Origin of the sequence: Sulfitobacter undariae (genome assembly GCF_014196805.1) — a bacterium.
GTDB classification, from domain to species: Bacteria; Pseudomonadota; Alphaproteobacteria; order Rhodobacterales; family Rhodobacteraceae; genus Sulfitobacter; species Sulfitobacter undariae.
The window spans coordinates 216,586-235,192 of sequence record NZ_JACIEI010000002.1; the positions used below are offsets into that span (position 1 = coordinate 216,586).

The 18,607-nt window shown below is 56.0% G+C and carries 16 protein-coding genes; 10 read left to right on the forward strand and 6 right to left on the reverse strand.

The window, feature by feature from the left end; all coding sequences use genetic code 11:
* Positions 1–255: 255 nt before the first annotated feature.
* Entirely contained in the window at positions 256–855 is a 600-nt protein-coding gene (locus GGR95_RS04550) for an imm11 family protein (RefSeq protein WP_184563250.1), read from the reverse strand.
* A gap of 237 nt (positions 856–1,092) precedes the next feature.
* Positions 1,093–2,382 carry a serine hydroxymethyltransferase gene (gene glyA, locus GGR95_RS04555; RefSeq protein WP_184563252.1) on the reverse strand — a complete coding sequence of 430 codons (1,290 nt, stop codon included), beginning with the start codon at positions 2,380–2,382 and terminating at the stop codon, positions 1,093–1,095.
* 216 nt (positions 2,383–2,598) lie between these two features.
* Between glyA and GGR95_RS04560 the strand changes: the two genes are divergently transcribed.
* Both GGR95_RS04560 and GGR95_RS04565 read left to right on the forward strand, forming a co-directional pair.
* Entirely contained in the window at positions 2,599–3,360 is a 762-nt protein-coding gene (locus GGR95_RS04560) for an NAD kinase (RefSeq protein ID WP_184563254.1), read from the forward strand.
* A 124-nt stretch (positions 3,361–3,484) separates the two neighbouring features.
* A complete protein-coding gene (locus tag GGR95_RS04565) occupies positions 3,485–3,685 on the forward strand; it encodes a CsbD family protein (protein WP_184563256.1) in 201 nt (66 codons plus the stop codon).
* Positions 3,686–3,784: 99 nt separating this feature from the next.
* Here the strand turns inward: GGR95_RS04565 and GGR95_RS04570 are convergent, their stop codons facing one another.
* Entirely contained in the window at positions 3,785–5,677 is a 1,893-nt protein-coding gene (locus GGR95_RS04570) for a propionyl-CoA synthetase (protein ID WP_184563257.1), read from the reverse strand.
* A 217-nt stretch (positions 5,678–5,894) separates the two neighbouring features.
* Between GGR95_RS04570 and GGR95_RS04575 the strand changes: the two genes are divergently transcribed.
* Complete coding sequence (locus tag GGR95_RS04575; protein ID WP_184563260.1) at positions 5,895–6,362, forward strand: hypothetical protein; 468 nt, start codon at positions 5,895–5,897, stop codon at positions 6,360–6,362.
* A 58-nt stretch (positions 6,363–6,420) separates the two neighbouring features.
* On the opposite strand, the gene GGR95_RS04580 is transcribed toward GGR95_RS04575, so the two are convergent.
* The gene (locus GGR95_RS04580) at positions 6,421–8,694 is read right to left on the reverse strand and encodes an NADP-dependent malic enzyme (RefSeq protein ID WP_184563262.1); all 2,274 of its coding nucleotides are present in this window, start codon (positions 8,692–8,694) and stop codon (positions 6,421–6,423) included.
* A gap of 223 nt (positions 8,695–8,917) precedes the next feature.
* Here GGR95_RS04580 and GGR95_RS04585 point away from each other — a divergent pair, with 223 nt between their 5' ends.
* The 5 genes from GGR95_RS04585 (at position 8,918) to GGR95_RS04605 (ending at position 13,997) form a co-directional block, all read left to right on the forward strand.
* Positions 8,918–9,310: a cytidine deaminase gene (locus tag GGR95_RS04585; RefSeq protein WP_184563264.1), complete on the forward strand. Its 393-nt coding sequence runs from the start codon at positions 8,918–8,920 to the stop codon at positions 9,308–9,310.
* A complete protein-coding gene (locus tag GGR95_RS04590) occupies positions 9,311–10,615 on the forward strand; it encodes a thymidine phosphorylase (protein WP_184563266.1) in 1,305 nt (434 codons plus the stop codon).
* Complete coding sequence (locus GGR95_RS04595) at positions 10,615–11,805, forward strand: phosphopentomutase (RefSeq protein WP_184563268.1); 1,191 nt, start codon at positions 10,615–10,617, stop codon at positions 11,803–11,805. Before GGR95_RS04590 ends, GGR95_RS04595 begins: the two co-directional genes overlap by 1 nt.
* An 18-nt stretch (positions 11,806–11,823) precedes the next feature.
* Positions 11,824–12,459, forward strand: coding sequence for a uracil phosphoribosyltransferase (gene upp, locus GGR95_RS04600; RefSeq protein WP_184563270.1), 636 nt, complete (start codon positions 11,824–11,826; stop codon positions 12,457–12,459).
* A 191-nt stretch (positions 12,460–12,650) separates the two neighbouring features.
* Positions 12,651–13,997, forward strand: a complete 1,347-nt coding sequence (locus GGR95_RS04605) for an SPOR domain-containing protein (RefSeq protein ID WP_184563272.1) — start codon at positions 12,651–12,653, stop codon at positions 13,995–13,997.
* A gap of 140 nt (positions 13,998–14,137) precedes the next feature.
* On the opposite strand, the gene GGR95_RS04610 is transcribed toward GGR95_RS04605, so the two are convergent.
* Complete coding sequence (locus GGR95_RS04610; protein WP_184563274.1) at positions 14,138–15,151, reverse strand: hypothetical protein; 1,014 nt, start codon at positions 15,149–15,151, stop codon at positions 14,138–14,140.
* A gap of 109 nt (positions 15,152–15,260) precedes the next feature.
* Entirely contained in the window at positions 15,261–16,889 is a 1,629-nt protein-coding gene (locus GGR95_RS04615) for an AMP-binding protein (protein WP_184563276.1), read from the reverse strand.
* Between the two features lie 103 nt (positions 16,890–16,992).
* On the opposite strand from GGR95_RS04615, the gene GGR95_RS04620 reads away from it, so the two are divergent.
* Positions 16,993–17,949: a DMT family transporter gene (locus GGR95_RS04620; protein WP_184563277.1), complete on the forward strand. Its 957-nt coding sequence runs from the start codon at positions 16,993–16,995 to the stop codon at positions 17,947–17,949.
* Positions 17,946–18,605, forward strand: coding sequence for a sulfotransferase family 2 domain-containing protein (locus GGR95_RS04625; RefSeq protein WP_184563708.1), 660 nt, complete (start codon positions 17,946–17,948; stop codon positions 18,603–18,605). Before GGR95_RS04620 ends, GGR95_RS04625 begins: the two co-directional genes overlap by 4 nt.
* The last annotated feature ends 2 nt before the right edge of the window (positions 18,606–18,607 follow it).

Below are 18,607 nucleotides of genomic sequence, written 5' to 3' on the forward strand. Positions count from 1 at the left end.
GTTTCGATACAGTGTAGTAGTCTTGGCAGGCTTGGAAGGGGTTTTCGGTTAGAACTGCCGAAAGTCATCTTGGGGCCCAGAGTGACCGATGCTGCGTTATGCATGGATGACCGCTATCTAAGGGCAGCCAAAAACCTTCAACAGCCACTTGGGTTTTGAAGGGGGGTTTTGGAACTGCGTTACTTTGGCCTTGCAGCGGTCATGGGCACGTCAGTGCGGGCCATAGACAATAGCTTGATGTGGATGACTTCTACATCAATCCGAAGCTACAGAAAGTACGGTGTCAAATCTCTTCAATTTAAGGCGGCTGAATTTCCCAAACAATTCATCTGAAATGCAAATTTGTGTTGATAAATACTTGTCCACCCAAATGGCCCTGTTCTCGATTGCGTCTCGACGCCATGTGATATGCGGATGGCCGGGGACTGAATAGTAAGCAAGACGTCCGTCATACACAATCGGTGTGGTGTCAGACTTGTCTGCTATGATCCCATCAATCATGTCTCCCGCCACAAACAAGAAAAATTCGCCGTCTACCTGCCTGCCGTCTTTGAGCGTCAGGTTTAGAGGGATAAAGTGATGGGTGACCGGGTCAAGATCTTCAATCAGCGCCTTTACCCTTGCGCTAATGATCGTATCATTTGCCCAGCGGCCCGCTGTTATATCGGGCAAGACACCGCCACTGAGCAGCCTCCCCTTATACATTCGGTAGGGAATCGGACCACTTAGCGCGGGAACCTGCCCATGCGAAGATCCAAGCTCCACATATTCCGGAGGTCTCTCATCCCTGCGCCAAACATCGTCCCATTGAATCTCGCTATTTGTGAACGTGTTAGAAAGCAACAGATATGGCATCAGCTTCACCTATTAAAAAAACTTGCAGGGATTTGCGAACAGCTGCAGCCGGATCGCAAATATCTCTTTCGATATTCTCCTCCAAAAACTACTGTTTATGGAACGCTCTCGAAGGTTGCCAATGGCATAACCGCAAGGGAAGCTCACTAAGTCTGCATGTCAGGTCTTGGCTTCCCAAGTGACTGGCCCAGACATTACTGTCAGGGCCAGTTGAATTTTTTAAAGTTGCCGATTGCCTTACAGGTTCGGGTAGATCGGGAAGCGGGCGCACATGGCTTCGACTTCTGCTTTTACCTTGGCTTCGACCTCTGCGTTGCCTTCTTCGCCATTGGCAGCCAACCCGTCTACGACCTGAATGATCCAATCCGCGATCTGGCGGAATTCGGCCTCGCCAAAGCCGCGTGTTGTGCCCGCAGGGGAGCCGAGGCGGATGCCGGATGTGACGGTTGGTTTTTCAGGGTCAAACGGAACCCCGTTTTTGTTGCAGGTGATGTGGGCGCGGCCCAGTGCCTTGTCCACGATGTTACCTGTGACGCCTTTGGGGCGCAGATCAACCAGCACGACATGGGTGTCGGTGCCGTGGGTGACTGTATCCAAGCCGCCTTTGATCAACTGATCAGACAGGGCTTGGGCATTGATGATCACCTGTTTGATGTAGGTTTTGAACGAGGGCTGAAGCGCTTCGCCGAAAGCTACGGCTTTGGCCGCGATCACATGCATCAACGGGCCGCCTTGGATACCTGGGAAGATGGCCGAGTTGAATTTTTTCGCCAAGGCTTCGTCGTTGGTGAGGATCATGCCGCCGCGTGGGCCGCGCAGGGTTTTATGTGTGGTGGTGGTGGCAACATGCGCGTGGGGGAAGGGGGAGGGGTGTTCACCCGCCGCAACCAGACCTGCGAAATGCGCCATGTCCACGTGCAGATAAGCGCCAACGCTATCGGCGATTTCGCGCATACGTGCAAAATCAATCTGGCGCGGGATGGCGGAACCGCCTGCGATGATCATCTTTGGTTTATGTTCGGTCGCCAGTTCTTGCACCTGATCATAGTCCAGCAGGTTGTCTTGTTTGCGCACACCGTATTGGATGGCGTTGAACCATTTGCCAGATTGGTTTGGTTTGGCACCGTGGGTCAGGTGGCCGCCTGCATCAAGTGACATGCCAAGGATGGTATCGCCGGGCTGTAGCAGGGCTTGGAACACGCCTTGGTTCGCTTGCGAGCCAGAGTTCGGTTGCACGTTGGCAAAGCCACAGCCGAACAATTCGCGCGCACGCTCAATGGCGAGGTCTTCGGCGATGTCCACAAATTGGCAGCCGCCGTAATAGCGACGGCCAGAGTAACCTTCCGCGTATTTGTTTGTCATCACGCTGCCCTGCGCTTCCATGACGGCGGCAGAGACGATGTTCTCGGAGGCGATCAATTCGATCTCGTTGCGCTGGCGTCCCAGCTCTAGCTTGGTGGCTTCGGCGATGGCGGGATCTGTTTCAGCCAGTGAACGGGTAAAGAAATCAGTTGTGGATGATGACATTGGGTTGGCTCCTTGAGCGTGGTGTTCCGTATAACTGTTTCGTATCGGAAACGCAGGCGGTGGTGAAGGTATGAAAACGACTACCTGCCTCATAGAGCCGCCACTACGCCTGTGCATCCCTATTTTTACCAATAAGCAGCAATTGCTTGTGGTGTGCTGGTGTGTCGAGGAATATTGTGTTTCTCTGGGTAGAAAGCGGCGCGGATCGGAAACAAAATGCCTCAAAAGATTGCCTTCTTGGCCAGCCGAGCACCTTTGGCGCAAACTGCACGTGCGGCGTTGATCGGGCGTTATGGCGAAGTGTCTGCTGAAGATGCCGATGTGATCGTTGCGCTGGGCGGGGATGGTTTCATGTTGCAAACGCTGCATGAAACCCAGCAATTGCCTGCCCCAGTCTATGGGATGAACCGTGGCACCATCGGCTTTTTGATGAATTCTTATGCCGAAAGCGACCTGCGGGCGCGGTTGGATGCAGCGGAGGAAGCGGTGATTAATCCGCTGTCGATGCGGGCGATCCACACGGATGGGCGCGAGTCCCGATCATTGGCGCTGAACGAAGTGGCGTTGCTGCGGCAGGGGCCACAGGCGGCCAAGCTGCAAATTACGGTGGATGGTCGGTTACGGATGCAAGAGTTGATTTGTGACGGGGCACTGGTGGCCACACCTGCGGGATCAACGGCCTATAATTATTCGGCCCACGGCCCGATTTTGCCGATTGACGCAGATGTCTTGGCACTGACGGCGGTGGCTGCGTTTCGGCCACGGCGTTGGCGCGGTGCCTTGCTGCCCAAAAACGCTACTGTGCGCTTTGACGTATCAGAGCCGGATAAACGCCCCGTGATGGCCGATGCGGATGGCACCAGTTACCGCGATGTGGCCAGCGTCGAAATACGCTCGGAACCGAGCATATCGCATAAAATTTTGTTCGATCCCGGCCACGGGTTGGAAGAGCGGCTGATTTCCGAACAATTCACCTGAATAAATAATTTGCGATTTATCGGGAACGATTTGCCGCCTTGGCCCGTTGTATTGTCAAGCAGATGCGAGGGAGCAACCCTTTAAATGGATGTATCTGCAACGACATGAACAAAGGAGATCAGCGATGAACTGGGATACAGTAAAAGGCAACTGGAAGCAGATGACCGGCAAAGTGAAAGAGGAATGGGGTGACCTGACCGATAACGAGATCACGGAAGCCGAAGGGGACCGCGATCAACTGGTTGGTAAAATTCAAGCGAAATACGGGATTGCCAAAGAAGAGGCCGAAAAGCAGGTCGACAACTTTGCAGCCAAAGTCGGCTAATTCCTGAACAGGGTTAGAGTGTTCCTGAAAATGGAATGACACAGATTATATTCGAAAAACGGCTCCCTTTCGGGGGCCGTCTTGCGTTTTTGGGCCATGTTAACCCGTGGCGACGCCGACAGTTTGCATGGCTGCTTTTATCTCGTCCAGAATGGCGGGGTCATCGATGGTTGCCGGCATTTTGAAAGGTTCATTGTCGGCAATCTTGACCATTGTTGCGCGCAGGATTTTGCCCGAACGGGTTTTGGGCAAGCGGTCGACGACCGTGGCGAGCTTGAATGCGGCCACGGGGCCGATTTGATCGCGCACCAGCTTCACGCATTCAGACGCAATTTCGCTGTGGGGGCGATCTACGCCTTTGGTCAGGCAGAGAAACCCCATGGGCGCTTGGCCTTTGAGAGGGTCGGAAATGCCGATTACGGCACATTCGGCAACATCGGGGTGGTTTGCCAGTACTTCTTCCATTGCACCTGTGGACAGGCGGTGGCCCGCGACGTTGATCACATCATCCGTGCGCGCCATGATGTACAGATACCCATCCTCGTCGATCATACCGGCATCACCGGTTTCATAATAACCGGGGAAATGGGTCAGATAGCTTGTGATAAAGCGCTCTTGGGCGTTCCACAGGGTGGGTAATGTACCGGGGGGCAGGGGCAACTTAATGGCAATTGACCCCAATTCACCTGTTGGCATCGGGTGGCCTGCTTCGTCCAGAATTTCTATGTTATATCCGGGCATTGGCACGGTCGGAGACCCGATTTTGACTGGCAGTGTCTCAAGCCCCGCGGGGTTGCCCGCGATGGTTGATCCGGTTTCCGTCTGCCACCAATGGTCGTAAACGGGTTTGCCCATCACATCTTGCGCCCACACGATCGTATCAGGATCGGCACGTTCGCCTGCCAGATAGAGGGCGCTTAGGCATGAGATATCGTATTTCTTTAGTTCCAGCGCTTTGGGGTCTTCGCGTTTGATGGCGCGTATGGCGGTGGGCGCGGTGAAGAAGCTGCGCACATTATGTTCCGAGATCACACGCCAGAACGTTCCCGCATCGGGGGTGCCAACCGGTTTGCCCTCAAACACAACGGTGGTGTTGCCATGGATCAGCGGGCCATAGGCGATATAGCTATGCCCCACGACCCAGCCGACATCGGAGGCGGCCCAGAACACATCACCCGGATCGACGTTATAGATGTTTTTCATGGTCCAGTTCAGCGCAACAAGGTGGCCTGCGGTGTGACGCACCACGCCTTTGGGAGCACCCGTGGTGCCTGACGTATACAGAATATAGGCAGGGTGGTTCCCCGCGACGGGCACGCAAGCGGCAGGGGTGCCAAGGGCAATTGCGGCGTTCCATTCCAGATCACGGCCTTCAACCAGCGTGCAAATCTCTTGCTCGCGTTGCAGGATGATACAGCACCCGGGCTTGTGGTTTGATTGCGCGATGGCCTCATCCAGCAGGGGTTTATAATGCACAACGCGGTTCGGCTCTAACCCGCAGGAGGCGGCGATGATCGCTTTGGGGGTGCAATCATCGATCCGCACGGCCAGTTCGTGGGCTGCGAAGCCACCAAACACCACTGAATGTACCGCGCCGATTCGGGCGCAGGCCAGCATCGCCTCAATGGCTTGGGGAACCATGGGCATATAGATAATAACGCGGTCGCCTTTGGTCACGCCTTGGGCCACAAGGGCCCCTGCGAGGGCGGCAACGCGGGTTTGCAACTGGGCAAAGGTGATTGTTTCTTTGGTGTCGGTGACGGGGCTGTCATAGATGATGGCGGCCTGATCGGCGCGGCCGTTTTCCACATGGCGGTCAACAGCGTTGTAGCAGCCGTTTACCGATGCGTCGGCGTACCATTCATACAGGTTGTTGCCTTTGTCAAAGAGCGCTTGCTGCGGCGCGGTAACCCAATCAATGGCCTGCGCTTGATCCAGCCAATAGGCCTCTGGATCGTCCTTGGCGGATTTGTAAACCTCTGCGTATCCCATGTATGCTCCTCCCGAGTATTGAAGAAAGCCTAAGCTTTGCAACGGGGTGGGGGCAAGTAGAATGCAGGGGGGCTCGGTGATTGGTGTAAAGGCGTTTACACAGAGATTTCTGGGAGCGGGCTGAAATCAGGTTGAAGCCAAGGGTTAATGCTGTCAGATTTCACGGGTTGGGCCAGAAATGGCCATTTATTTAATTAGTTCCTTTGGGGGGAATGTTATGAAGAAAACACTTGGATTTTTAGTTGCTGCTGGATTGTTGGTGTCGGCTTGTACGCAGGCGGTTTATCCTGAAGATGTATTGGCGGGTGATGCGTTGAAAAAGCGTTTGACCAATACACAATTGGTGCTGCGCCCTGTCAGCGACACCAAGCCGCGCAAAGGCGCGCCTACGAAATTCATCGTCAATATGTTGTTGGCTGGTGAATCCACTTGGGAAGTAAATGGCAGCTATCCTCGCAAGTCGCTGAGTGAGTGGACAGTCCGCGGAAACCAAGTTTGTCTGGATGACCCGAATCGCCGATTCTATGAAGAACGCCGCCGCAAGGCCGGTCAGAAAGTTACCAAGCGCGCGAAAAATGCCAATTGCGGTGTGATTGCGATCAAGGGTGATCGGGTTACCCTGTATCCGCCCCAGCGTGCCTACGGGTCCAAGATTGTTTACACTGGAACGATCAGCAAGCTGTAAGTCTGATTGCGCATGATTAAAGGGCCGCACCCGTTTGGGGATGCGGCCCTTTTTACGTTTAGCCGTATTCGGCCACAGGTGTCCCTGCGATGGCTGCCATGTTCAACAGGCCGCGTGCGGTGATCGAGGGCGATACCACATGTGCGCGGTTGCCCATACCCATCAGGATCGGGCCAACCTCTAGACCGCCGCCTTTCATTTTCAAGATGTTACGCACGCCAGATGCCGCATCAGCATGGGCAAATACCAACACGTTTGCAGGGCCAGTCATCCGATTGTCAGGGAACAAGCGCGCCCGCAGCGCAGGGTCTAGGGCGGTGTCGATGTTCATTTCGCCTTCATAGCAGAAATCATGATCACCCGCGTCCAGAATTTGGATCGCTTTGCGCAGACGGCTGCCTGATCCTTCGCCTTGGTTGCCGAACTGGCTCTGTGAGCACATTGCGACATTGGGGGTCAGGCCAAAACGGCGCACGTGGCGGGCAGCGCCAATGGCGATTTCAGCCAGTTGTTCGGGTGTGGGGTGTTGATGCACTTGGGTATCAGCGATGAACAAGGGGCCATCTTCTAGGATCATAAGCGAAAGTGACCCATGCGCACGGGCGCCATCACGGCCTAACACTTGCTCGATATAGTTCAGGTGCCAGCGGGTTTCACCGAAGGTGCCACAAATCAGGCTGTCTGCCTCGTTGCGGTGGACCATGACGGCGCCAATTGCCGTGGTGTTGGTGCGCATGATGGCGCGGGCAATCGCGGGGGAAACGCCGCGCCGCGCCAGCAGGTGGTGATAGGTTTCCCAGTAATCGCGGTAACGCGGATCGTTTTCAGGGTTCACGATGTCCACATCCCTACCCAGCTTGAGCGACAGGCCTGCTTTCTCCATTCGCCGTTCAATTACTTCGGGACGACCGATTAGAATGGGGCGTTCTGTGGTTTCTTCCAGCATGGCTTGTGCGCAGCGCAACACGCGTTCATCTTCACCCTCGGCAAAGACGATGCGGCGCGGTGATGTCCGCGCTGCTTGGAACACAGGGCGCATCAACAGCGCTGATTTGAACACTGATCCGTCAAGGGCCGCTTTGTAAGCTTCCATATCCTCAATCGGGCGGGTGGCGACGCCTGTTTCCATCGCAGCACGGGCCACAGCAGAAGAAACGATGCCAACAAGGCGGGGATCAAAGGGTTTGGGGATAAGGTAATCGGCGCCAAACGTCATTTGCTCGCCTTGATAGGCGGCGGCAGCTTCGGCTGAAGTTGTCTCGCGTGCCAGTGCGGCGATGCCTTCAATACAGGCGATCTTCATCTCGTCGTTGATGGTGGTCGCACCCACATCCAACGCGCCACGGAAGATAAACGGGAAACACAGCACGTTATTCACTTGGTTCGGAAAGTCGGAGCGTCCTGTCGCGATGATTGCATCGGGGGCCACCGCACGCGCCGCGTCTGGCATGATTTCGGGCGTTGGGTTGGCCAGCGCAAAAATAATCGGGCGTGACGCCATTTTGGCGACCATTTCAGGGGTCAACACATTCGGGCCGGACAGACCCAGAAACAGGTCAGCGTCGGGGATCACATCATCCAGCGTGCGCAGATCGGTTTTTTGGGCATATTCGGATTTGATCGGGTTCATATCCTCAACACGGCCTTCATAGACCACACCATGAATGTCACACAGCCAGACGTTTTCGCGTTTCACACCCAGCTTGAGCAGCATGTTCAGGCAGGCAATCCCCGCCGCGCCGCCGCCGGTTGAGACGATTTTGATATCTTCGAATTTCTTCCCCGCAACCAGCAGCGCATTTGTAGCGGCAGCACCAACAACAATCGCTGTGCCGTGTTGATCATCGTGAAAAACGGGGATGTTCATCCGCTCGTTGCAGATGCGCTCAACCGTAAAGCAATCTGGCGCTTTGATGTCTTCGAGGTTGATCGCGCCAAATGACGGTTCCAATGCGCAAACGATTTCCGCGAGCTTTTCTGGATCGGTCTGGTCTACTTCGATGTCAAAGCAGTCAATGTTCGCGAATTTTTTGAACAGAACGGCCTTACCCTCCATTACGGGTTTGGAGGCCAGTGCGCCGATGTTCCCCAAGCCTAAAACCGCCGTGCCGTTGGTGACAACCGCCACCAGATTGGCGCGTGATGTGTAGAGGGCCGCGGTGGAAGGGTCTTTTTTGATCTCTAAACAAGCCTCGGCCACGCCGGGGCTATAAGCAAGAGACAGATCGCGGCCGTTTGCCAAAGGCTTGGTGGCTCGAACCTCAAGTTTGCCGGGCTTTGGGTAGGCGTGATAATCAAGTGCGGCTTGACGGGAATTAGGGTGTTCAGTCATCGCAAACCTCGTGTTTTGGAATTTAGTTTAGCATTAAACTATTGTGCGTAGAGTGCCAGTAAAGATTTTGGCCAAGTGAAAAGCCGCCAGTTATATTGTTGTTTAGGGGCTGTATTGTAAGAATAAGATTAATGTTCATACGGGGAAGCCTACAGCGTGAAAACCCGTCGCATCTTGGGATTTGCGGGGCTAGGGTGATGGGTAGGACCAGTAGGAGAATAAGATGACGGATTTGCGACAAGCGGCGATAGACGTGCGTGAAAATGCCTATGCGCCCTATTCGGGTTTCAAAGTTGGGGCTGCAATACGGGGCGAATCCGGGGTGGTGTATCGTGGCTGTAACGTTGAAAATGTGGCCTACCCTGAGGGCACCTGTGCAGAGGCAGGCGCGATTGCGGCAATGATTGCTGCGGGCGAGACATCATTTACCGAAGCCTATGTTGTGGCAGGGTCACCTTTGCCCGTTACGCCCTGTGGCGGGTGCCGTCAAAAACTGGCTGAATTTGGCAAAGGCGATGTGGCCGTGACCATGGCAACCGTAGCCGGTGCCGAGCAGGTCATGAGCATCGCTGATTTGTTGCCCGGTGCGTTCGACCCTTCGTTTCTGGGGGGCTAAATGGAAGCGCGGAGTATTCTTGCCAAGCTGCGCCATGATGAACGGCTCAGCGCAGATGAGCTGACTTGGGTTGCTGGCGCATTGGCTGACCAAACCTTGAGCGCGGCACAAGCGGGTGCTTTTGCCATGGGGGTGTGCCGCAACGGGCTGGATGAAGCTGGCCGCGTGGCGCTGACGCGTGCCATGTGTGCATCAGGCCATGTGCTGACGTGGAATTTGGACAAGCCTGTGTTGGATAAACATTCCACAGGCGGTGTTGGCGATTGTGTGAGCCTTGTTCTGGCCCCTGCGCTGGCGGCGTGCGGTGCCTATGTGCCGATGATTTCGGGGCGTGGTTTGGGCCACACAGGCGGCACATTGGACAAGCTAGAGGCGATTCCCGGTGTTGGCGTGATGCTGGACGAAGCGCGCTTGCGGCAGGTTGTAGGCCAAGTGGGCTGTGCAATTGTTGGCGCGACAGGTGATATCGCCCCTGCGGATCGTCGTCTTTATGCGGTGCGCGATGTGACAGCGACGGTGGACAGTCTGGACTTGATCACCGCGTCGATCCTGTCCAAGAAGCTGGCGGCGGGGCTGGAAGGCTTGGTGCTGGACGTTAAGGTCGGCTCTGGTGCGTTTATGAAAGACATCGGCGCGGCGCGTGATTTGGCGCAGGCCTTGGTGAGTACTGCCAACGCTGCGGGATGCCCGACGCGGGCAATCATCAGCGATATGAGCCAACCTTTGGTTCCCAGCTTGGGCAATGCGTTGGAAGTGACCGAAGTCATGCGGGTGCTGGGCGGCGAACAAACCGGCGCAATGGTAGAGCTTTGCGGTGCGCTGGGCGGTGTCTTGCTGGCGGGGGCAGGGCTTGCCAAAAACGCAGATGCAGGCGCGGCGTTGATCAAAACCGCCATAGCGGATGGTCGCGCTGCCGAAAAATTCGGCGCGATGATTGCGGCGCTGGGCGGCCCTGTGCATTTTGTTGAGCAATGGCGGCGGTTCTTGCCAGAGGCGACTGTGGTGCGTGAGGTGATCGCGCATGAGGCAGGTATTGTGCAGGCTATTGATGGCGAGGCATTGGGCCTTGCTGTGGTGGCATTGGGCGGGGGACGCATGGTTGAAACCGATCCTGTTGATCCGGCTGTTGGCTTGTCCGACGTGGTGCGCTTGGGGATGCGTGTGGAAAAAGGTCAGCCGCTGGCGGTTGTGCACGCCTCTCGTCTTACGCAAGCGGACAAGGCTGTGGCCGCTGTGCGTGCGGCGATAACGCTGGGCGGCGGTGCACTCACACCCCCTGACCTGATTGTGGAGACTGTAGGCTGATGGCACGTGCGTTTCTGGTGGTGATGGATTCTGTAGGCATCGGCGGTGCGCCTGATGCTGATACGTTCTTTAACGGCGATGTGCCTGATACGGGCGCAAACACGCTGGGCCACATCGCGCAGGCCTGCGCCGATGGGCAGGCCGAGGAGGGCCGCAGCGGCCCCTTGTACGTGCCCGTTTTGGCGTCTTTGGGGCTGGGCGCCGCGGTAAAAGCGGCGAGTGGCTTGGACCTGCCATCATTGGATGCGCCCCTTGCGGGTATGTGGGGCACTGCAACAGAAGTGTCACGCGGCAAAGACACGCCTTCGGGGCATTGGGAATTGGCGGGCCTGCCCGTGCCGCGGGAGTGGCATTATTTTGAGCGGACTGAAGGGTCGTTTGATGCGGATTTGATTGCGCAGGTCTGCGCGGCGGCGGGAACCGCTGGAATCCTTGGCAATTGTCACGCGCCCGGCACCGCGATTATTGAGGCACAAGGCACTGAGCATATGCGTAGCGATTGGCCCATTTGTTATACGTCTGCGGATAGCGTGTTCCAGATCGCCGCACATGAAGAGACATTCGGGTTGCAGCGGTTGCTGAAGCTCTGTGAGGACTTGGCTCCTATTCTGCACAAGATGCGCGTGGGGCGGGTGATTGCACGGCCCTTCGTCGGCAACGCTGAGGCGGGATTTGTCCGAACGCCAAACAGGCGGGATTACGCGATTATGCCGCCTAAACCCGTTCTCAGCAATTGGGTGCAGGACGCAGGCTGGGCCAGTTTTGCGGTAGGTAAAATCGGCGATATCTTCTCCATGCAAGGTTTTGACGAGGTGCGCAAAGGTCCCGACGCGCAGTTGATGGGGCATCTGGGGGATTTGGTGCGGGATGCACCTGATGGTGCCTTTACCTTTGCCAATTTCGTGGAATTCGACAGCCTCTATGGCCACCGCCGCGATGTGTCGGGGTATGCCCGCGCGTTAGAGTGGTTTGACGCTACAATTGGCAAGCTGATCACGCAAATGCGTGAAGGGGATATCATGGTGTTGACTGCTGACCATGGCAACGATCCTACATGGATCGGCACCGATCACACCCGTGAACGTGTGCCTGTTTTGGTGGCTGGTAAGGGTGTAGGATCGCTGGGGCAGGTCGGATTTGTGGATGTGGCGGCTTTTGTTGCGGCGCATCTGGGGGTAAAGGTTCCTTAATCAAACAAGGAGCCGGACATGAGCGATCAACATTTGACCGTAGTGGATCACCCGCTAGTACAGCACAAACTGACCATTATGCGCGACAAAGACACGCCGACAGCCGTATTTCGCCAGTTGCTGCGCGAAATCAGCCAGTTGTTGGCCTATGAAGTCACGCGCAATCTGGCGATGACAACCAAACAGGTTGAAACGCCGATGGAGGTTATGGATGCCCCCACGCTGGACGGTAAGAAACTGGCATTGATCAGCATTCTGCGCGCTGGCAATGGTCTGCTAGACGGTGTGTTAGAGTTGATCCCCTCTGCCCGTGTTGGTTTTGTTGGCCTGTACCGCGACGAAGAGACGCTACAGCCGGTTCAGTATTACTTTAAGGTGCCTGAGGGGTTGGATGACCGTCTGGTTATTGCTGTGGACCCGATGTTGGCGACAGGCAATTCATCGGTTGCAGCAATCGACCTGCTTAAAGACGCGGGCGCGACCAATATTATTTTCCTGTGCTTGCTGGCCTCACCCGAAGGGGTGGCGCGTATGAAAGAAGCGCATCCAGACGTGCCAATTGTGACGGCGTCGTTGGATGCAGGGTTGAATGAACTTGGCTATATTATGCCTGGTTTGGGTGACGCGGGTGACCGAATGTTTGGCACCAAGTAAGCGATCCGCAGGCCAAAACAAGATTGTGGTGCGCCTTGGCGTGCACCACAATAGAGCGCTAGTGTCCTCAGGGGCATAATTTCCATAACATTAAGGGATTTTGCGCGCTTTTTTCGACTTATTTTCGACGCTAGCGCTTTACTCTGCGTCCTGTTCTTGACATTCTAACACAATATTGTGTGGGGGCATGGATGAAACTTACTAAACTTATAGCACTTGCGTTTATCTTGGGGTCTGTGAGCGCTGGTGCGCTTTCGGCGCAAAGTTCGTTGGATCGTACGCCGGCTGAATTTCCGCCAAGCTCTTATAAAGGCAAGCAATACGTTGATAGCAAAGGCTGTGTATTCATTCGCGCAGGTATTGATGGCAATGTGTCGTGGATCGCGCGTGTTACGCGCAAACGCACTGGCGTGTGCGGTTTTCGCCCGACATTCGCGGGCAAAGTGACACCTGCGCCAGAACCTGTGCAGACTGCTGCTGTCGAACAGATCACCATTCCTGCCGCTGTGGCACCCAAGCCTAAACCGCGCCGTGTTGCTGCCGCAGCGCCACGGTCCAAACCCAAAGTTGTTCGGCAAGTTGCGCGGCGTTCCGCGCCGATTGTGGAAAAGACGGTTCAATATGCACCCCGTGAGATGCGCACGCTTCCGGTTGCACCTCGTTCCAATTCTGCCTGCCCCAACGCATCGGCTGTAGGCAGCCAGTATCTGCGTCCGGGTAAATTTGCTGTCCGCTGTGGCCCGCAGGACGGTGCGATTGTTGGGTCACGGATTTCCAGTGCGCCTGTGCCGCGTGCGACCACGGCACTTTATGGTCAACAACGGCAGGTTGCCGTTGCGCCTCAGCCCATTCGGGTTTCGCAAAATCGTCGTGTCGTGCCAAAGCATGTCGCTGTGAACCGTGTGAACACCAACAACGTGAAAGTGCCACGTGGATATAAATCGGTTTGGACAGACGGCCGTTTGAACCCCAAACGCGCAGAGCAATCTCTGGCGGGGCACAAGTCGATGTCTATGGTTTGGACATCAACCGTGCCGCGGCGCTTGATCAATCAAGCAAACGGACGTGATGTGACGGCCTCTGTGCCGCTGGTCTATCCTTACACAGATTACGCCCAGCAGGTACGTGAGCTGGGTCAGGTCACAATTGTTCAGCGTAACGGCCAGACGCTCAAGAGAATTGTGCGCAGTGTCACAGGCGTTGTTGCGCCGGAACCGCGTCAGGCGCGTGTGAAAACAGTGCAACGCACAGCGACATACTCCAGCCGTTCGACACCACAAGCGACAACAACGCGCGCCCAACCAAAGGCAGTTGCGGCAGACGGCTATGTGCAAGTGGGACGTTTCAGCACCGCAGAGCAGGCGCAGAACCTTGCAAAGCAAGTTCAGCGTATGGGCATTCCGGTACGTGTCGGAATTTATGACAGCAAAGGGCAGGCCAACCGTCTGGTGATTGCGGGTCCGTTCGGGGGCCAGAACGATATGAACCGCGCCCTCAGCCGTTTGCGCAGTGCAGGGCATAACGCCGTCGCGCGCTAAACCGGATTTATGCGATCTTTATGGCCCGTCGGAGAGAGTCCGGCGGGCCATTCTCTTGCCTTAGGGCGTTGAAACAAGAAGGCCGAGACCGCTTTGTGGGCTATTAGGAAGTGGAGGCAGACGCGGCGGCTGTCCTAGGATTACCCCTCACACAGGCCTTGCAAGCGCAGCCATGTGCTGTCGTCGATCAGCGGCTCTGTTACACGGCCCTGCATCGGGTCACCTTCGATCAGGGCCAGCACGCTTTCGCCAGTGACGTCACGGGCGCGGGCATAAGGGGTTGCGCGGACCTCTGCGGCTTCAAACAGCGCGAGCAGATTTGAGGTGTCAGGTTCAATGCGAGGGGCCGACATCAGGTGCTCGGCATAGGCGTCCAGCGACGCTGCGGATATATTACCCGTGGTGAGCAGCCGGAAGTTTTCCCACGGCCCGATAACATCCAAAAGCGCGGCAAGTGAATCCCGTTCCAGTTGCAGAGCCAGCTGGGTGAGGATGAACCCTGCGGCGACATCGGGTTCTTCCCAATCTTCAAAAACGGAGCGATCCAGCAAAATCACCCCGCCCGGCAGGTGAAGCGCGGGACGCCCCAGCGCGGGCACAACTGCCAGTTTCGGGGTCTCAAGCCGCGACCCGAGCTTGCGCAAGGCGCGCAAGCCAGCGGGGTCTTTGCACAAGAGGCCAGTGACCCGTTGCATACGCTCAATCAAGGCAACGCCAATCGCCTCGCGTTTGACCTGAGGAACGACGCGTAGCGTGTTATCGCGCATTGCACCCGGAAGCCAGAATAGCAGCAGCGCGATGACTGCACCCACCGACAGGCCCATGCCCAGCCACCGGACCCTGCCGGGGTGTGGACGGTGTTTGGAAATAGCCGCGCGCAATGTCTCAATCGCTTCGATCATCTCCATGTGGTTGGAGGCCAGCTCAAGCGTTTCGCCGTCGTCACCATCGGGATAATAGATTGCGGGAATTTCACCGGGATTTGCGCGGGCGATAGCGGCAAGTGACCAATGGGTGATGGGCTGATCGTTTTTGTCAGTGATGACCAATGTTGCATTCCCAACAGACACCAAAACTTCGCGCCGCTGCCCGTCAGGGGTAGGGCGCCACAGGCCTAGCGCCTCTAGGCGATCATATTTTGTAAGTGCGGTCATTGGATCAGTAGCCCAGCGTTATTATCGGGCTACATTAGCATTTGCGTGAGGCAGGGCAATGGCGAGGAGCCATTATGCACAAGCGATTTTCCTGCCCCGATCAGAGCAACTAGAGCATTGCAGCCAGTTTGCGCAGTTCGAACTTCTGGATTTTGCCTGTTGAGGTTTTGGGCAGCTCTTGAAACACGACCTTCTTGGGGGCTTTGAAGCCTGCAAGCGTTTCGCGTGTGAAGGCGATCAGCGTCTCTTCGTCGACGATGGCCCCTTCTTTCAGCTCAACAAAGGCACAAGGCACTTCGCCCCATTTTTCGTCTGGTTTGGCAACCACAGCGGCAAGCATCACTGCATCATGGCCCATCAGGGTGCCTTCGATCTCCACGGATGAAATGTTCTCGCCGCCAGAAATGATGATGTCTTTGGCGCGGTCGGCAATCTGGATGTAGCCATCGGGATGTTGGATCGCCAGATCGCCTGAATGGAAATAGCCGCCTTTAAAGGCTTCGATCGTGGCTTCGGAGTTTTTGAAATAGCCTTTCATAACCGAATTGCCACGGATCATGATTTCGCCCTGAGTGGTCGCGTCGCGCGGTACTTCTTTCATTGCGTCATCCATGACGGTGATATGTTCCATCATGGGCATCGCCACACCCTGACGTGATTTTACAGCGGCCAGAGCCTTTTTATCCAGATCAGCCCAATCCGCTTCGCGCCAGATACATTCGGTGACATGGCCATAGGTTTCGGTCAGCCCATAAACATGGGTGACGTTAAACCCCAATGCCTCGATCTTGCCCAGCGTTGCGGGGGCAGGGGGCGCGCCTGCGGTAAAGACCTCGACCAGATGCGTAAAGTCGCGGCGCTCGTGCTCGGCGGCGTTTACCAACATATTCAGGACAATAGGTGCGCCGCCAAAATGAGTCACTTTCTCGTCTGCAATCGCGTTAAAGATGGTAGGAGCGGTGATGTCACGGGCGCAGACCAGCGTGCCGCCGATCAGCGGCATCATCCATGTATGGTTCCAGCCGTTGCAGTGAAACAGGGGCACAATTTGCATGAACACCGGATGCAGCACCATGCGCCAACTGATCACAGTGCCCATCGTCATCAGATAGGCCCCACGGTGGTGATAGACCACGCCTTTGGGCCGCCCTGTTGTGCCTGACGTATAGTTGAGCGCGAGGCTCTCCCACTCATCTTGTGGCATGTGCCATGTGAAACCTGTGTCGCCGTCTGCAAGCACCTCTTCATAAATGCGGTGGCGGCCAGTGGCGGGGAATCCTGCGGCTGCGTCGGGAACTTCGATGATCTGGGGAGGCGTATCGTTGAGGCGGGCAATGGCGGCCTCAACCACGTCAATGAACTGCGTATCAACCAGTACCACAACAGCACCGCCATGATCGAAAATATAGCTTATGGTGTCTACGTCCAGCCGTGTGTTGATCGTGTTCAACACGGCGCCACAAGCAGGCACACCAAAATGCGCTTCGGCTTGTGCGGGGATGTTCGGCAGTAGGGTTGCCACGACATCGCCAGAATGTACCCCCATTTTTACAAGCGCAGAGGCTAATTGCGTGCAGCGCGCATAATATTGCGCATAGGTGACACGGTGGTTGCCATAGATGACAGCGGGGTGGTTGGCAAAGACATCAGCCGCCCGAACCAGATGTGACAAGGGGCTGAGGGCGACATAATTGGCTGCGCATTTTTCAAGCCCACTCTCATCATTCATCCAGCCCATATGTACGACTCCCTATAAGAACATTGTTTAAACGTCACAGCACGATATGCAGGGGGTAGAAATATGCAATCACGATGTTTGCTAAACAGAAGGGTGCACAGTCATGGGTAATGCTGAGCTACGGTCCGGAGCGGCTGCTTTGTCGATTTTGGGTGGCATGTTTGTCTTGGGGATCACGGACAATTTTGTCCCTTACATCTCGGAAACAGGTTCGCTTTGGCAATTCCATATGGTTCGGGGGATCATGGCGGTTGTGCTGTTGGCGCTGCTGGCTGCGGTCGGCGTGGGGGTGATCCGGCCTGTCAGTTGGCGTGCCGTGCTGGGGCGCAGCATTTTTCCCGCGACAGCCATGCTGATCTATTTTGGTTGTATGTCTGTTTTGCCAATCGGGGTCGTGATTGCAGGGCTTTTTACATCCCCCTTGTTTGTTTTGCTCATCTCGGTTGTGTTTCAGGGCACGCGGGTAGGGGCCGTGCGTGTTGGTGCAGCGCTATTGGGGTTTGTCGGGGCATTGATGGTGATCCAGCCTGACCCGACGGCGCCCGACCTGATTGTGTTCTTACCAATCGTTGCGGGCTTTCTGTACGCGATTGGCGCGGTTGTCACATGGCAATGGTGTGCGAAAGAAGGGGCAATCGCCCTCTCGGCGGGGTTCTTTGGTATGTTGGCGGTGTTTGGGGCAATTGGGTTGATCATTCTTCCCGCTGGCGGACCCGAAGGGTTTGCAGGTTTCGTGCAAAGAGGCTGGGTGCCGATGACAGGGGCAATGTGGTTTTGGATCGCGGTGCAGGCGGTAGGGTCCATCATCGGGATCGGCCTGATCTTTCGCGGATATCTGCTGGGCGAAGCAGGTTATGTGGCCGTGTTTGAATATTCGCTTTTGGTCTTTGCCAGTTTTTGGGCTTGGGTCTTATGGGACCAGACGGTTGGCCCGCTGGCGTTGGCAGGGATGGCTTTGATCATTGCTGCGGGGGCCGTGATTGCACTGCGCACAGAAAAGGCGCTGCCTGTGCGTGCGGTCAAAATTCCTGACGATGAAACTGGCGAGGTATGGCGATGATCCTCTCACGCGGGCGTAAATACCTGTTCATCCATGCGCCCAAAACAGGCGGAACATCCATGGCGCTGGCGCTAGAGGCGCGGGCGATGAAGGATGACATCATGCTGGGCGATACGCCCAAGGCGCTCAAGCGGCGCAAGAAGCTGGCCGCTGTGCAGGCCGCGGGGCGGTTGTGGAAACACGCAACATTGGCGGATCTGGACGGGGTGGTGCAGGCGGATGAATTGGCGGATTTGTTCATCTTTACCATGGTGCGCAACCCGTGGGATCGCATGGTTAGCTATTATCACTGGCTGCAAGTCCAGCAGTTTGATCATTTGGCCGTGACGCTGGCCAAGCAGCGTGATTTTGCGTCCTTTGTGGCGGAGCCTGCAATTACAGTGAGTTTTTCCAGAGCGACAGCAGCCTCTTATGTGACGGATCGGCAAGGGCGTTTGCGCGCTGATCTCTTCATTCGTTTAGAGCATTTGGCCCAAGATATCGCGCCTTTGCAGGACCATCTGGGGTTTGAGTTAGACATACCGCATGTAAACACCAGCACGCGGCAGGCGGATTATCGCGGCGCTTATACAGATGAAACCCGCGCGTTGGTTGCACAGATATGCGCGGATGACATTGCCCGTTTCGGGTATAAATTTGACGATAACCAGCGGTGACC

Coding starts and splice junctions, on each gene's coding strand:
- GGR95_RS04550 (WP_184563250.1), bottom strand. CDS start 855: ATGCCATATCTGTTGCTTTCTAACACGTTCACAAATAGCGAGATTCAA.
- glyA (WP_184563252.1), bottom strand. CDS start 2,382: ATGTCATCATCCACAACTGATTTCTTTACCCGTTCACTGGCTGAAACA.
- GGR95_RS04560 (WP_184563254.1), top strand. CDS start 2,599: ATGCCTCAAAAGATTGCCTTCTTGGCCAGCCGAGCACCTTTGGCGCAA.
- GGR95_RS04565 (WP_184563256.1), top strand. CDS start 3,485: ATGAACTGGGATACAGTAAAAGGCAACTGGAAGCAGATGACCGGCAAA.
- GGR95_RS04570 (WP_184563257.1), bottom strand. CDS start 5,677: ATGGGATACGCAGAGGTTTACAAATCCGCCAAGGACGATCCAGAGGCC.
- GGR95_RS04575 (WP_184563260.1), top strand. CDS start 5,895: ATGAAGAAAACACTTGGATTTTTAGTTGCTGCTGGATTGTTGGTGTCG.
- GGR95_RS04580 (WP_184563262.1), bottom strand. CDS start 8,694: ATGACTGAACACCCTAATTCCCGTCAAGCCGCACTTGATTATCACGCC.
- GGR95_RS04585 (WP_184563264.1), top strand. CDS start 8,918: ATGACGGATTTGCGACAAGCGGCGATAGACGTGCGTGAAAATGCCTAT.
- GGR95_RS04590 (WP_184563266.1), top strand. CDS start 9,311: ATGGAAGCGCGGAGTATTCTTGCCAAGCTGCGCCATGATGAACGGCTC.
- GGR95_RS04595 (WP_184563268.1), top strand. CDS start 10,615: ATGGCACGTGCGTTTCTGGTGGTGATGGATTCTGTAGGCATCGGCGGT.
- upp (WP_184563270.1), top strand. CDS start 11,824: ATGAGCGATCAACATTTGACCGTAGTGGATCACCCGCTAGTACAGCAC.
- GGR95_RS04605 (WP_184563272.1), top strand. CDS start 12,651: ATGAAACTTACTAAACTTATAGCACTTGCGTTTATCTTGGGGTCTGTG.
- GGR95_RS04610 (WP_184563274.1), bottom strand. CDS start 15,151: ATGACCGCACTTACAAAATATGATCGCCTAGAGGCGCTAGGCCTGTGG.
- GGR95_RS04615 (WP_184563276.1), bottom strand. CDS start 16,889: ATGGGCTGGATGAATGATGAGAGTGGGCTTGAAAAATGCGCAGCCAAT.
- GGR95_RS04620 (WP_184563277.1), top strand. CDS start 16,993: ATGGGTAATGCTGAGCTACGGTCCGGAGCGGCTGCTTTGTCGATTTTG.
- GGR95_RS04625 (WP_184563708.1), top strand. CDS start 17,946: ATGATCCTCTCACGCGGGCGTAAATACCTGTTCATCCATGCGCCCAAA.